Source organism: Nesterenkonia sp. HG001 (assembly GCF_034438835.1).
In the GTDB taxonomy this organism is placed as follows: domain Bacteria; phylum Actinomycetota; class Actinomycetes; order Actinomycetales; family Micrococcaceae; genus Nesterenkonia; species Nesterenkonia xinjiangensis.
The window spans coordinates 48,974-64,275 of sequence record NZ_JAOSZD010000008.1 but is presented as its reverse complement, the minus strand read 5'-3'; the positions used below and the strand labels follow the sequence as shown (position 1 = coordinate 64,275).

The following is a 15,302-nucleotide window of genomic DNA, read 5'->3' as shown; positions in this document are numbered from 1 at the left end:
CACCCAGCGCAGCACAGTCCAGCACAGACGCAGGAGAGGCAGAAGGAGGGTAACCGGGCGTGCATCTGAAGACGCTGACCATCCGGGGCTTCAAGTCCTTCGCCTCGGCGACCACCTTCGAGTTCGAGCCCGGGGTGACCGCCGTCGTCGGTCCGAACGGATCCGGAAAGTCCAACGTGGTCGACGCCCTGGCCTGGGTGATGGGGGAGCAGGGGGCGAAGTCCCTGCGCGGCGGCTCCATGGAAGACGTCATCTTCGCCGGGACCACGGATCGGCAGCCGCTCGGCCGCGCCTCGGTCAGCCTCACCATCGACAACTCAGACGGCGCACTGCCCATTGAGTACTCCGAGGTCACCATCAGCCGGACGATGTTCCGGACCGGAGGCTCGGACTACACGATCAACGGGCAGAAGTGCCGCCTCCTCGACATCCAGGAGCTGCTCTCCGACTCAGGGCTCGGCCGGGAGATGCACGTGATCGTCGGCCAGGGGCAGCTGGACCAGATCCTGCAGGCCACACCGGAGCAGCGACGCGGGTTCATCGAGGAGGCCGCCGGCGTGCTCAAGCACCGGCGGCGGCGGGAACGGACCGTCCGGAAGCTGGAGTCGATGCAGGGCAACCTGGATCGGCTCGAGGACCTCATCTCCGAGATCTCCCGTCAGCTGGCGCCGCTCGGTCGCCAGGCGAAGGTCGCCCGCCGGGCCCAGCGCATCCAGCATGACGTCCGTGACTCTCTGTCCCGACTCATCGCCGACGACCTCATCCAGGCCGCCACCGCGCTGCACGAGTCGGGCCGTGGCGAGGAGGAGGACCGCAGTCGGGCTGAGGAGCTGCGAGCCTCCCTGCAGGCGCAGGACCAGCGAATCACCGCCCTCGAGGAGCAGTCCCGCGCGCAGCGGCTGCGCGGGGAGAAACTGCTGGCGGGTCACCACCGGCTGGCCCAGGCGCAGGAGCGGCTGCGCTCCGTGGCCTCGGTGGCCGCCGAGCGATCCCGCAGCCTCTACGCCTCGGCCACGGTGGAGGACTCCGGGCGGGACCCCGAGCAGCTCCGGGTCCAGGCTCAGCAGGTCGCGGAGGAGGCCCAGACCCAACAGACCGAGGTGGAGCAGAGCCGCACCCGCCTCGAGGAGACGAGCGAGCGTCGGTCCGCCAGCGAGGAGGCACTGAAGGCCGAGGAGACCCGCCTGACGGAGCAGCTGCGGGCCGTCGCCGACCGTCGCGCCGGTCTGGCGACCCTGCGGGGCCGCGTGGACGCCGCCCAGGGGCGCATCGAGGCCGCTGAGGCGCGCCGGCGTCGGGCTGAGGAGCAGCGTGAGCAGGCTCGGCAGGTGCGGGAGAGCTCCCGCGCCCAGTTCGCCGACCTGGAGCAGAGGATCGCCGGCATCGAGACCGGCGAGGAGGACCTCGACGCCGCCTACGAGAAGGCTCAGGCACGGTACGACGGGCTGAAGGGTCGCTACGACGAGCTCCTGGCCGAACGTCGTCGGCTCGAGGCCGCCGTCAACGAGTACCGGGCCAGGCTCTCCGGGCTCTCGGCGGCCCGCACGCCCCGGGATGGGGCGGCGGCGCTGCGCAGGGAGTGGGAGCAGCTCATCCCGCTGGCCGATCGGCTGACCGTGACCGGCGGCTGGGAGAAGGCGCTGGCCGCCTGCCTGGGATCCCTGGACACGGCCCTCGTCGCGGCCGACGCCGAGCAGGCGGCCCAGGCCCTGGCTCGGCTGGCCGAGGCTGATGAGGGTCGAGCGCACCTGATCTATCCGACTCAGGAGACGGCGGACTCCCCTTCGGCGGGCGATCTCACCGCGCGGCTGCCCGAGGGTGTGCTGTCGGCCGGCGCCGCGATCAGCGGTCCCGCCGAGCTCAGCGCCCCGCTGTCCCACGCCCTGGACGGTGTGGTGCTCTGCCCGGATCTCGACTCTGCACGCGAGGCGCTGGCGCTCTCGGGCGTGCGCACGGCGGTGACCGCCTCCGGCGATGTGTTGCGCCGCGGCGAGCACATCGGGGGCACCGCCCTGGAGAACTCTGATGTGGCGATCACCGCCCAGATCACCGAGCTCACCGAGACTCTTCGGCAGACCGAACGTGACCTGGCCGAGGTGCAGGCGGCGGCGGAGACTCAGGCCGGTGACGCGCGCGCCGCTGAGCTGGCCGCGGAGCAGAGCCTGGAGGCGCTGCACGCCAACGACGCCGAGATGACTGCCACCACGGAGCAGCTCGGCCGCCTCAGCTCCGAGGTCTCCCGCGCCGAAGAGCGCATCGCGGCGGCGGAGACGGAGATCGCCGAGGTGGCTCAGGCACGGCAGCACGCGCAGGAGCAGCTCGATGAGGCCTCCGCACGGCTGGCCGCAGCGGAGAGCGACGACGTCGAGGAGGAGCCTTCCGCCGAGGAACGCGACCGGCTCTCCGAGCAGGCCTCCGCCGATCGGCGTGAAGAGGTGGAGGCGCGGCTGGCCCTGCGCGCGGCCGAGGAGCAGCATCACCAGCTGCAGGAGCGGGCGGCCGGGCTGCGTCGGAGCGCCCAGGCCGAGGAGTCCCGGCGCGAGCAGGCCCGGCGCGTCGCCGAGGCGCGCAGCAGCCGGGCGCAGCAGGCCGAGGCCGTGCAGGCCGAGGCGGAGCAGGCGGTGGAACGGATCAGCACCGTCCTGCAGGAGGCTCAGGACGCCCACGACGACGCTCAGCATCGGCATCGGGACCTGGCCGCAGAGATCCAACGGCTGCGGCAGGAGCGACAGGCCGAGGCGGAGAATCTCGAGTCCGTCACCGGTCGGCTCCACCAGGCCGAGCTGACGCGTACGGAGCTGAGGGTCAGTCTCGAAGCCGCCGAGCAGCGGGGCCACGAGGAGCTGAGCCTGAGCCCCGAGTACCTCATCGAGAACTACGGCCCGGACCAGCCCATTCCAGATCCGGAGGACGAGAACGCTGAGGCTCGACCCTACGACCGGGCCGAGCAGCAGACCCGCCTGGACAGGGCACGCCGGGACCTGAAGGCGCTCGGAAACGTCAACCCGCTGGCCCTGGAGGAACACGCCGCCCTGGAAGAGCGGCACAGCTATCTGCAGGAGCAGCTGGCCGACCTCAAGGGGTCCCGGCAGGACCTGCTGGAGATCATCTCCGACGTCGACCAGACCGTCGAACGCGTCTTCACCGAGGCCTGGGTCGACACCAAGGCGCAGTTCGAACGGGTCTTCGCCCGGCTGTTCCCCGGCGGCGAGGGCCACCTGGAGCTGACCAATCCGGAGGACATGCTCAACACCGGCATCGAGGTCCACGCCCGCCCGCCGGGGAAACGGATCCGGCGTCTCTCGCTGCTCTCCGGCGGAGAACGCTCACTGACAGCCGTGGCCCTGCTGGTCGCGATCTTCAAGGCGCGCCCGAGTCCCTTCTACGTCATGGACGAGGTCGAGGCGGCCCTGGACGACACCAATCTCTCCCGGCTCCTGGTGATCTTCGAGGAGCTGCGTGCCGCCTCGCAGCTGATCGTCATCACCCACCAGAAGCGGACCATGGAGATCGCCGACGCGCTCTACGGCGTCTCCATGCGCCAGGACGGCTCCACCCGAGTGGTCTCCCAACGACTCGCCCGCGCTGAAGAAGACCGGGCGACGGAGTCTCAGCCCGCCGTCTGATCCTGGGAACAAGGCGACCCTGTCCGGCGTTGCGAAGCAGGTCAGAGACTTCTCGTCGGCCGTCTGCTGCGCCGACACATTCCCAGGAGAGTGAAGGATGGCTGTCGACGATGCGGCACGCACCGCGGACCGCACCCGGACCCCGATCCCCAACGAGCTGCGCGTGCTGATCGTGGCGGCGTTCGTGGTGGCGATCGGGTTCGGCATCGTGGCACCGATCCTTCCGCAGTACGCGGCTGACTTCGGAGTCTCGGCACTGGCCGTCTCGGCGGTGGTCTCCGCCTTCGGACTCTTCCGGCTGGTCTTCGCGCCCGCCTCGGGCAAGCTCACCCAGATGCTGGGGGAGACCCCGGTCTATGTGGTGGGGCTGCTGATCGTCGCGGCATCGATGATCGCCACGGCCTACGCACCGAGCTACGAGCTGCTTCTGGCCTTCCGGGCGGTCGGCGGCATCGGCTCCACGTTCTTCACCGTCTCGGCGATGACCTTCCTGGCACGGAAGTCCCCGCCGAGCATCCGCGGAAAGATCTCCGGGGCGTACGCCTCGGCCTTCCTCATCGGCAATGTGGCCGGGCCCCTGGTGGGCTCAGCGCTGCTGGTCTTCGGACCGCACGTGCCGTTCCTAGTCTACGGGGGCGCACTGGTCGTCGCGGCGATGATCGTCTTCGTGATGCTGCGCGGTTCCCGCCTGGAGGATCGTGGACGCCGGGACGAACGGCAGCGGGCGACTCTGCAGGAGGCCTGGGCGGTGCGCGGCTACCGGGCGGCGCTGACCGCCGGGTTCGCCAACGGCTGGGCCACCTTCGGACTGCGCAACTCGATGGTGCCGCTCTTCGCCGCCACCGCCTTCGTCGGTTCCGGGTTCATCATCGATTCCTCACAGCTGGCCGGCGTGGTGCTGGCGACCTTCGCAGCGGGCAACGTCGCCGCGGTGCTGCTCTTCTCCCGTCGGACGGACCGGTACGGGCGCCGGGGCCCGATCATCCTGGGCCTGGTCATCACCGCGATCTCCACCGGGGCGCTGGGCCTCGCCCCCGAACCCTGGGTGCTGATCCTGCTGAGCCTCGTCTCCGGCGCGGGGACCGGCCTGGTCAACCCTGCCCAGCAGGCGGCGATCGCCGATGTCGTCGGGGAGGGGCGCAACGGGGGGCCGGTAGTCGCCACGTTCCAGATGACTCAGGACCTCGGGGCTATCGTCGGCCCGCTGGTGGCCGGGCTGATCGTCGACCATCTCGGCTATGCATGGGCCTTCGGGCTGACCGGCGTCATCCTGATGATGGGTGCCATCGCCTGGACACGAGCGCCGGAGACCCTCCAGCGCAGTGGGTGAGCCCGGGGAGGCAGACGAGCGGGCCGGAGGAATGCGCATGATGCGCATTCCTCCGGCCCGCTGCCTGTCACGGCGAGTGCCGGTGTCAGCTCGAGACGTTGTGTGTCTCGGCCGCCGAGGGGACGGCGTCGCTGGAGTAGGCATCGGTGCGGTGGGCGACGGTGTCGATGCCGCCCCGCTCCACCTCGGGCTCGACGCGGAAGCCCATGGTCTTGTGGATGGCCATCGCGATGACATATGTGGCCACGAAGGCGAACACCAGCGTCACCAGGCAGGCGACGATCTGCGCCCAGAGCAGGGAGAAGTCACCGTTGAGGAAGAGGCTGCCTCGGCCGTCCGCGATGAGCTCCTCGCTCCCGAACAGCCCGATGGCCAGAGTGCCCCAGAGACCGGCGACGAGGTGCAGACCGACCACGTCGAGCGTGTCGTCGAACTTGCCGTACTTGAACTCCACGGCGAAGCAGCAGGCCAGACCTGCGACGAGGCCGATGATGATGGCGCCGAGTGGGGTGACGAAGGCCACCGCCGGGGTGATGGCGACCAGGCCGGCCACGATTCCCGAGGCTGCGCCCACGGGGGTGGGCTTCTTGCCGCGAGCCCACTCCGTGATCAGCCAGGCGACCAGGGCTGCCGCCGGTGCGAGCAACGTGTTGATCCAGTTCAGCGAAGCCTCTTCGACGTCAGCGGCCTCACCGATGTTGAAGCCGAACCAGCCGAACCAGAGGATGGAGGCACCCAGCAGGACGAACGGCACGTTGTGCGGCTTGTTCGGGGCGAACTTCTGACGCGGCCCGATGACGAGCACCAGGGCCAGGGCCGCCACACCGGCACACATGTGGACTACGAGCCCGCCGGCGAAGTCGACGGCCTCGCCCACGGTGTCACCGATGAAGCCGCCCTCGACGAGCAGTCCGCCGTCGCCCCAGACCCAGAAGGCCAGCGGAGCGTAGACCAGCGTGATCCAGATCGGGACGAAGACCATCCACCCGGCGAACTTGGCACGGTCAGCCACTGCGCCCGAGATCAGGGCCGTGGTGATGATGGCGAACGTGGCACCGAAGCCGACCCACACCAAGGAGTCACCGCCCGCGGCCATGGACTCGAAGAGCACGAAGTCCGAGGTCGGGTTGCCGAACAGGCCGCCGGCGACCGGATCCGCCCCGGCGATGGCATTGCCCCACAGTGCCCACGTCAGGGCAACCAGGCCCATGGCGGCGAAGCTCATCATCATCATGTTGACCGCAGAGCGAGTCTGCGAGAGGCCGCCGTAGAAGAGCGCGAGGCCCGGCGTCATGAACAGCACGAGCGCTCCGGCGACGATCACCCAGATCACGCCGACGTCTTCGATCACGATTTCCATGTGTCCCTCCAAGGAAACAACTACTCACCGATGTCTTTCACCGATGCGAGCTGGATTCCATGGTTGTCGGTCCGTGTTTCGACGACGCCGCCCTCTTGTTTCAGAGACGTAAAAACTCCCGCTCCTCACCCGGGATCACTGGGATCCGGGGCGATGAGCGGGAGCTTACACGCGGCAGTCTTGACTGCGGATGGGTCTGGGTGGTCGAGGAGGGGTGGGCTCAGCGCTCCTCGAGAAGGGCGTCGACGAAGCTCTCGGCGTCGAAGGGCGCGAGGTCGTCCGGGCCCTCGCCCAGGCCGACGAGCTTCACCGGGACACCCAGCTGTCGCTGGATGGCGACGACGATGCCGCCCCGGGCCGTGCCGTCGAGCTTGGTGAGCACGATGCCGCTGACGTCCACGACCTCGGAGAAGACCTTGGCCTGGTTCAGGCCGTTCTGCCCGGTGGTCGCATCGAGCACCAGCAGCACCTCGTCCACGTCGGAGAGCTTCTCGATCACCCGTTTGACCTTGCCCAGCTCGTCCATGAGATTGGCCTTGTTCTGCAGGCGGCCGGCGGTGTCCACCATGACGACGTCGACCTCGTGCTCGATGCCTGCGGAGACGGCCTCGTAGGCCACCGAGGCGGGGTCGGCGCCTTCGACGTCGGACTTCACGGTGGGGACCCCCACCCGGGCGCCCCAGGTGGTGAGCTGCTCCGCCGCGGCGGCACGGAAGGTGTCCGCGGCACCGAGGATCACGTCCTTGTCCTCAGCCACGAGCACACGGGCGAGCTTGCCGACCGTGGTGGTCTTGCCGACGCCGTTGACGCCGACGACCATCATGACGGCGGGGCGCCCTGAGGCGTCCAGGGTGAGGCTGCGGTCCAGGGAGGGGTCGACCAGCGCGGTCAGCTCCTCCCGCAGCAGAGAGCGCACCCTTTCGGGGTCGCGGGAGCCTTCGACGGTGACCCGCTCGCGCAGCCGCTCGACCAGCTCCATGGTCGGCTCGGTGCCGAGGTCGGCCATCAGCAGGGTCTCTTCGATCTCGTCCCAGACGTCCTCGTCGATGGAGTCGGAGGAGAGCAGGGCCAGCAGCGACTTGCCGAAGACGTTGTTGGACTTCACCAGCCGGGCGCGCAGCCGCGCCAGACGGCCGGCCACCGGCTCGGGGGTCTCGACCGCAGGGGCCGTCGTCTCAGGGGCCTCCTCGACCGCTTCGACGGACTCGGCCGCCTCGACTGCGGCCTCCTCCTCCGAGGTCAGCGGCGCGGTGTCAGCCTCTGCGACAGCGGTGCCAGTCGGCCCCTCAGGGTGGTCGTCGGCGTCGCGGGTCTCCGGATAGGTCCCTTCGGGGAGCTTCCTGCCGCCCTGCAGCAGTAAGAAGCCGACGGTCCCGGCCAAGATGACTGCCAGAACGATGAAAAGGGTCAGAACGTCAAAATCCACCCGCCCAGTGTGTCACAGTCGGTGACTCTGGAGGGTGGATTTCGCCCGTGCCGCCGCAGGCTTCGGCCGGTGGGACCGCACCGGGGCCGCGGTGGGTGTCGGAAGCCCCTCACGGGGTGGGGATCAGCGCCAGATGCCGCGGGAGTCGATCACCGTATGACCAGCCAACCGGGCCGGATCAATGGCCTTGAACTGCCCATGATCCACCAGCAGCACCAACACCTGCGCAGAATCCAACGCCTGATCGATCCCCGCCAGAGACACATTCGAGGCCTGCGCCAGAGACTCCGGCAGCTCCTCGATATGAGGCTCCACCGCCAAGATCCGCGCCTCCGGAGCACGCTCAGCCAGACGCTCAGCGATCGAGAGCGAAGGAGACTCCCGCAGATCATCGATATCAGCCTTGAACGCCAGACCCATCAACGCCACCGTGGCCTCACGACCATGATGCTCCAAGGCCTGCTCGATCCGCCCCAGCACCCACTCAGGCTTGGCATCATTGGTCTCCCGAGCAGTACGGATCAACCGCGCCGCCTCCGGAGCCGCATCGACGATGAACCAGGGATCCACCGCGATGCAATGCCCACCCACCCCAGGGCCAGGCTGAAGAATATTGACCCGCGGATGATGATTGGCAAGACCGATTAGCTCCCAGACATCGATGCCCAGCTGATCACAGATCACCGAGAGCTCATTGGCGAACGCGATGTTGACATCCCGGAAGCTGTTCTCGGTCAGCTTCGCCATCTCCGCCGTCTTGGCATCAGTGAGCAGCACCTCACCGGTGCAGAAGTTCTCATAGAGGACCTTCGCCGCCTGCGCCGCCTCGACGGTCAGACCCCCCACGATCCGGTCATTGGTGATCATCTCCACCATGATCCGCCCCGGCAGCACCCGCTCCGGACAGTGCGCGACCAACAGATCCCCGGCCGAGAGATCCGGACGAGCCTTCAGGATCCGCTCGGCCATATGCTCCGTGGCCCCCGGCGGAGAGGTCGACTCCAGGATCACCAGCTCCCCACCGGTCAGCTTCGGAGCGATCCCATCAGCAGCAGCCTCGATATAGGACAGATCAGCAGAATGACCCTCGGTGAACGGGGTCGGCACCGCCACGATATAGGCATCCGCACTCGGGGTCTGGGTCGAGGCAGAGAGCATCCCCGCAGCCACCGCACGCTGCAGGACCTCCCGCAGACCAGGCTCCACGAAGGGCACCTGACCATCATTGATCGCCTCGACATTGCCCGCCGAGACATCCATGCCGATGACCCGCACACCACTGTCAGCCAGAATCGCGGCCGTGGGCAATCCGATATACCCCAGACCGATCACACCGACAGTCGAGAACTCCCTCGAAACCACAAGAACTCTTTTCCTCGAACTACACGAAACAAGACCATGAGACCTCAGCCGCGAGACCGGCCCACCCCCGCTCCGGGCCAGGCCTGAAGAGATTCCGCAGGCAGACAAGGGAGCGCAGACGGGCACAGCACGGCAACGCCAGCAACTCTATATCACGTCACTATCACCAGCCCCTCCACAGCGCCGACCGGAGGCGGCGGATGACCGGGCCGTGCCCTCAGCGGAACAGCTCCGGGATCTCCTCCTGGAGCTGGTCCTCCAGGATCGGGGCGAGGGTCTCCACGTAGTAGGTGCTCAGGTGGCTGCCGTCATACCAGACAGGCACATTGCCGACGACGGCGTCACAGGTCCGTCCCGGGCAGATGTGCTCGGTCAGGTCCACGGTGTGCACTCCCTGGGGCAGGTCCTGGACCTCCAGCGGATCGGTCTCGGCGATCTGCGCAGGATCGCCTCCGCAGTCCTGCGGAGTGCCGCCCTCTGCGAGGCAGTCGGCGACCCGCTGGGAGGGACGTGGGGTGCCGCGGATCAGCAGCATCTCGGCCCCGGTGTCGACGATCTCCTCCCAGCGTTCCGGAGCGTCGTCCACGATGAACTCGCCGTCCCGGTCCATGACGGTGCCGGGAGTGACCACCAGATCAGGCGCCCGCTCGGCCACAGCGTCGATGAGGTTCTCGTTCCAGGCCGCACAGGCGTTCGTCGCGGCGTTCTCGGTGGACTGGAGCCGGCAGCCGGACTTGTCGGCGATGATCAGTTCCCAGCCATAGGTGTCGGCGAGCATCATCCAGGCGTGGTGCCACTGTCCGGCGTGGGAGCCGCCGGTGATCATGACCGTCCGTGAGGGATCCGGCGGCGGATCCGGATCCTCGCAGATCAGCACCTCGGCGGTGTCCATGCCGCCGTAGGGAGGCTGCCGGCAGTCCCAGGTGTAGTACTGCGGCCGGTCGGCGGCCAGCAGCTCGGGTCCGGGGAACATCTCCGCTCCCGCCGGGGCGGAGTCGGCATCCTCGACGGTCACGGCGGCTCCGGGGTGCTGCTGTCGGTCTGCGCCGGCCATGGAGTAGCCCTCGGGAAGCTGCAGCGTCGTGCCGATCAGGGCGATCGTGGTGGCCGCTGCGCCGATGGCCAGCGATCCCGCGGCCGCAGTGAGCGGAACGCGCGGCGCCAGTGATCCCCCGGATGCCGTGCGGCGTTCGATCCCCTGGAACGTGGCCCAGCCAGCCAGCAGCGAGAGTGCCACCAGGGCCATCCCGTCGAGCACGCCCACCTGATCACGGCCGGAGAGCTCGAGATGGAAGATCAGCAGGGGCCAGTGCCACAGGTACAGGCCGTACGCGATGTTGCCCACCCACGCCAACGGTCGCGTGGAGAGCATCCGTGTCGCCGACGTCGCGGGGTCTGCCTGTCCGCCCTCCGGGCCTGCGGAGGCCAGCACCAGGGCCAGGCCGAGCAGCGGCCAGAGCGCCCAGGGTCCCGGGAACAGGGCCGCGCCGTCGAGGACGAATCCGCAGGAGAGGATCAGCAGCAGTCCGGTCCATCCTGCCGCCCCGCGCAGTCGACGCGGCAGGGTCAGGCGCGCGCCGAGCAGAGCCAGCAGCCCGCCGAAGGCCAGCTCCCACATCCGGGTGCGGGTCATCAGATAGGCGGCCTCCTGGTGCTGCTGCTGCATCAGCAGTGCGTAGGCCAGGGAGGCGATGAGCACCAGGGAGACACATACCGTCATGACCTGGATCGCGGGTCGGCGCAGCGCGCGGGCCACCAGGACGGAGAGCACAGCCAGGATCGGCCAGAGCAGGTAGAACTGCCCCTGGACCGAGAGCGACCAGAAGTGCTGGAAGGGGCTGCTTCCGGGGCCGGCAGCCTCATAGGCCAGTTGGGAGGCCACCAGCTCGATGTTCTCGAAGTATAGGAGCGCCGCGCGTGCCTCGGTGAGCATCTGGTGGTGCTGAGTGCTGGGCAGGATCAGCAGTCCGGCCATCGTGGTCACCGCGACGGCGACGACGGCCGGCGGCAGGATCCGCCGGGCCAGCCGGGCGAGATACCGTGCCAGGCTGATCCTCCCGCCACGGGAGGCTGCCTCACGCAACAGCATCGCGGTGAACAGGAACCCGGAGATCGCCAGGAAGATGTCGATGCCGCCGGAGACACGTCCACCGCCGAAGATGTGGAACAGCACCACGCCGAGGATCGCCACGCCACGGACTCCGTGCAGCTCGGGCCGGAAACGGCTGACGGGGACACCGCGGTCCAGGGATCGGGAGTGGGCGGCCGACGACGGCGCAGAGGGCGGCGGTGTGGACAAGGTGGGGTGCTCCTGGAGTCTCGTGGCGGCATCCACTGTAGTCCGACCATGATCAGGTCAGGAGACTTCGTCGGTGAGTCCCCCGTCACCTCCAGCCGCAGCGTGACGAGGCGGACCGGCACGTGGCGGACGTGCAGGTTGGCGGAGAAATCTGGGAAGTCCCCATGAACTTGCTGGAAGAGCCGCCGAATGGATCCTCGCTGCGGCGGCGCATCGGCTACTGTTCGCTGGGACGGTGCGACGCCAGGACTCGGGCCGACCGCCACTATCCCTCCCAGATCAGATCCGCTGAGACAGGACAGCCACGCAGATGACCGCATCCTCCACCACGCCCCAGGCGACGCCGGCCCCCACGCCGTCCATGTCGGGTCGGTCGCGGCGGGGGAGCCGATTCCAGCCCGAGATCCAGGGGCTGCGTGCTCTTGCCGTGCTGCTCGTCGTGGCCTACCACTTCTGGCCCGAACGTCTGCCGGGCGGCTATGTCGGCGTCGACGTGTTCTTCGTGATCTCCGGATATCTGATCACCGCTCACCTGTTCAAGGAGGCGGCCCGCACCGGCACCTTGAAGCTCGGACAGTTCTGGGCCCGTCGGATCCGTCGCCTGCTGCCGCTGAGTCTGCTGGTGCTGCTGGTCACCGCTGTCACCGCTGTCCTTGTGCTGCCCTCCACCGCGTGGCAGTCCACGCTGCGCCAGATCGTCGCCTCCACCCTCTACGTGCAGAACTGGATCCTCGCCGCTGACTCGGTGGAGTACTCCAAGCTCGACGAGCAGGCCACGGCGGTGCAGCACTTCTGGTCCCTCTCCGTCGAGGAGCAGTTCTACGTCCTCTGGCCGTTGCTGCTGGTGCTGGCCCTGCTGGTCACCCGGGCCCGCGTGGCCCGCACCCCTCAGGCTGTCCGCACCACGTTCATCGCCGTGCTCTCCGTGCTCGGCGTGGCGTCCTTCGTCTTCTCCGTCTGGTACACCGGCCAGGATCCCGCCCAGGCCTATTTCGTCACCCCGACTCGGATATGGGAGTTCGCGCTCGGCGCGCTGCTCGCGCTGGTGATGGGTTCCAGCCAGTTCACCGGCCGGCTGGCCGACCTGCTGGGCTGGCTCGGCCTGGCGATGATCCTCTCCTCGGCCTGGTTCTACTCCGAGACCACGGCCTTCCCCGGCTGGGCCGCGCTGCTGCCCACTGTGGGAACTGTGCTGATCCTGATGTGCGGTGGGCGAGGGGCCGGCACCGGCATCCACTGGTGGCTCTCGCGGCGCCCCGCCACGGCTGTGGGTGACTGGTCCTACGCGATCTACCTCTGGCACTGGCCGGTGGTGATCTTCTCGCCCTACCTCAGCGATGAGGCCGATCGCTGGTACGTCAAGGGCCTCCTCATCCTGGCTGTCATCGGTCTCTCCGCCTTCAGCACCCGGTACGTGGAGACCCCGCTGCGTCGTGCGCGCCTCCTGCGCCCCACCTGGGGCAGCCTGGTGGCCGCGGCCGCCGGGATGGCCCTGGTGATCTCCACCGCGCACGTCGCCGTGGCCGCCGTGGAGCGGGGCTTCGCGGACACGGAGCTCTCCGAGGACCACCCCTGCTACGGGTATGCCGCGCTGGCGAACCCGGACCAGTGCGGGGATCCGCTCGAGGGCGATCTGGGACTGATGCCGAATCCGGCGCAGGTGACCGCGCAGAACAGCGAACCCGCCTACCCGGACTGCCAGGCCGAGACCGACGCAGAGGGCATTCCGGAGTGCTGGCTCGGTGCCGGAGCCTCTGCTGCCGAGGGCACCATCGCCGTCGTCGGCGACTCCCATGCCACCATGTGGCTGCCGGCCCTCGACGAGATCGCTCAGGAGCACCACAAGCGCCTGCTCGTGCTCACCCGGTCGGCGTGCACGCCGCGAGCCGGCGAGATCGACGAGGACTCCGGAGAATGTGCTCGGGCCAACGCCGAGATCGTCGAGAAGCTGGCTCAGGACGAGGACGTCGAGACCGTGGTGATCGCGGCCAGCCAGATGCACAGTTCCTTCGGGGATCCGGGCACGGACCTCGACCTGCCTGCGCACGACATCGAGCTGACCGACACCGCTCGGGCGATGTACGCCCCCATCGACGCGTGGCTGGAGGCCGGCAAGGAGGTCGCCGTCTTCGGTGAGGTCCCACGGATGAACAAGGAGAGCCAGGAGGAGCAGACCCTGCCCGAGTGTGTGGCGCTCCACGAGGACGACGTCACCGCCTGTGATGACGACCTGGAGGACACCCGGGTCGGTGACCGCTGGCTGACCCGGTCTGACGAGGTCTTCGGGGGCGTGGAGAACTTCCACTTCGTCCCGACCGAGGATCTGCTCTGCGACGAAGTCACCTGCCATGCGGTGCTCGGCGGGGCGATCACTTTCCGGGACAACAGCCACCTCTCGGAGAACTTCGTGCGTTCCGTCACCGATGAGATCGGTCAGAGGCTTGAGGACGCGATCCTCAGCGCGGACTGAGCGCGGAGGGCGTCGCCGCATCCTGGTGCGGCGCGGGCACGCCGTCGACGGTGGAGCCCTGGGACTCCTCCAGGGTGGGGCGCTGCCCGGTCTCCTCCGGGGCGGTGAAGTGCTTTTGGGCCTCGGCCTGCAGCCGCGGCCAGGTCGAGGGACCCTGCGGCTCGGCAGAATCCCTGGCGTCGGCATCGACCTCCGGGTACCACCAGGTGTACTCCTGAGGGCCGAACAGCGTGCCCGCAGGCCGACCGCGGGCGATGTCGCGGGAGAGCCGGACCTCGGCGCGCATCCAGGCCGCCCCGAGCGCCAGGTCATGGTCCAGCAGGTACTCCTGGGCGCCGCCCGGAGTGGGCGTGAGCTCACCGAGCACGGGGCCGTCCTGGGTGGCGTAGAGGTCCACGCGCACGAAAGGGGTCCCCACGGCGACCGAGAGTCGACGGGCTGCGGCCATCAGATCCGCCCACTGCCGCGGCGCGGTGATGGTGTCGTCGTAGGCGGCTCCGGGGAGCACCTCTCCGAGGCACCTGGCCTGCGCGTCGAAGTACCGTCGGGTGAAGGACTTCCGGTCCATGATCTCCACACCCTGGGTGCGCATCACCAGCACCTGGAGGATCTCTCCGTAGGCGGTATAGACCTTGATGTCCTCGGGGATCCGCACCTCGGCATCGGGAACTCCGTCCGCGACGGCCCCGGGAGCAGACCCGGAAGCTGACTCAGGCTGGAGGAAGGACTCCAGGAAGAACGGCCCCCGGGCGCGATCCAGCCGGCGCATCACAGGGGCCTCGAGCACGCCGTCCTTCGACGCACGGTGCCCGGTCAGGGTCTCCCATCCGTGGGCGGTCCGCCGCAGCGGCACGACAGCAAGCCCACTGTGACCACCGTCGGCCTTGAGCACGAAGTGGTCGACACCGTCAGCGCTGCCGAGGTCGTCCTCGAGGCGGATGTCCTCGGCGCGCTCCCACACCCGGTGGACGGTCGGGATCCTCACCCCGTGGCTCTGGGCCAGCGCGTAGCTGCGCAGCTTGAACGGCAACTGCGTCGCCGGGGAGGTTGCCTGCCAGCCGGAGAACTTCGCGGTGTTCACCGCAGCGATGTGGGAGGAGAGCTTCGCCTTGAACGAGGAGCGACGATAGCGCGCGCGGTCCTCTTCCGCGGCCTCGAGCCTCCGTTGGGTCTCCTGCAGCTCCTCACGGAGGCGGGCCTTCTCGGCATGGGACTGCTGGAGCCGTTCCCGGAACGAGGTGCGTGCCGCGGAGAGCAGGTCCTGCAGCTCCTGCCGCGAAGCGGCCAGCTGGTCGACGCGGGTCTCCAGGAACGCGATCTTCCGGTCGCGCCAGCCGATGCCTGGGATCCTGCGGCGCAGCCCCGGAGGGACATGAGGCATGGCATTCCTTCCCGTGGCTGACAAGCGTCGACCGTCCCGGCCCGCGGT

8 protein-coding genes are annotated in these 15,302 nt (G+C 68.8%); 3 read left to right on the top strand and 5 right to left on the bottom strand.

Annotated features, from left to right (window positions below; translation table 11 throughout):
* Window positions 1-59 precede the first annotated feature (59 nt).
* Window positions 60-3,626 (top strand): chromosome segregation protein SMC, encoded by a 3,567-nt coding sequence (smc, locus tag ODE13_RS13355; protein ID WP_322479705.1) that lies wholly within the window; start codon window positions 60-62, stop codon window positions 3,624-3,626.
* Between the two features lie 97 nt (window positions 3,627-3,723).
* Window positions 3,724-4,956 carry an MFS transporter gene (locus ODE13_RS13350; RefSeq protein WP_322479704.1) on the top strand — a complete coding sequence of 411 codons (1,233 nt, stop codon included), beginning with the start codon at window positions 3,724-3,726 and terminating at the stop codon, window positions 4,954-4,956.
* An 85-nt stretch (window positions 4,957-5,041) separates the two neighbouring features.
* Here the strand turns inward: ODE13_RS13350 and ODE13_RS13345 are convergent, their stop codons facing one another.
* The 4 genes from ODE13_RS13345 to ODE13_RS13330 all read right to left on the bottom strand — a co-directional run bounded on the left by ODE13_RS13345 (window position 5,042) and on the right by ODE13_RS13330 (window position 11,403).
* A complete protein-coding gene (locus tag ODE13_RS13345) occupies window positions 5,042-6,316 on the bottom strand; it encodes an ammonium transporter (RefSeq protein WP_322479703.1) in 1,275 nt (424 codons plus the stop codon).
* Window positions 6,317-6,536: 220 nt separating this feature from the next.
* The gene (ftsY, locus tag ODE13_RS13340) at window positions 6,537-7,742 is read right to left on the bottom strand and encodes a signal recognition particle-docking protein FtsY (RefSeq protein WP_322479702.1); all 1,206 of its coding nucleotides are present in this window, start codon (window positions 7,740-7,742) and stop codon (window positions 6,537-6,539) included.
* 123 nt (window positions 7,743-7,865) lie between these two features.
* Window positions 7,866-9,104, bottom strand: a complete 1,239-nt coding sequence (gene wecC, locus ODE13_RS13335; protein WP_322479701.1) for a UDP-N-acetyl-D-mannosamine dehydrogenase — start codon at window positions 9,102-9,104, stop codon at window positions 7,866-7,868.
* A 217-nt stretch (window positions 9,105-9,321) separates the two neighbouring features.
* On the bottom strand, window positions 9,322-11,403 hold the full coding sequence (locus ODE13_RS13330) for an acyltransferase family protein (protein WP_322479700.1): 2,082 nt from the start codon (window positions 11,401-11,403) through the stop codon (window positions 9,322-9,324).
* A gap of 310 nt (window positions 11,404-11,713) precedes the next feature.
* Between ODE13_RS13330 and ODE13_RS13325 the strand changes: the two genes are divergently transcribed.
* Complete coding sequence (locus ODE13_RS13325; RefSeq protein WP_322479699.1) at window positions 11,714-13,873, top strand: acyltransferase family protein; 2,160 nt, start codon at window positions 11,714-11,716, stop codon at window positions 13,871-13,873.
* On the opposite strand, the gene ODE13_RS13320 is transcribed toward ODE13_RS13325, so the two are convergent.
* The gene (locus ODE13_RS13320) at window positions 13,860-15,254 is read right to left on the bottom strand and encodes an ATP-grasp fold amidoligase family protein (protein WP_322479698.1); all 1,395 of its coding nucleotides are present in this window, start codon (window positions 15,252-15,254) and stop codon (window positions 13,860-13,862) included. The genes ODE13_RS13325 and ODE13_RS13320 overlap by 14 nt on opposite strands.
* Between the last annotated feature and the right edge of the window lie 48 nt (window positions 15,255-15,302).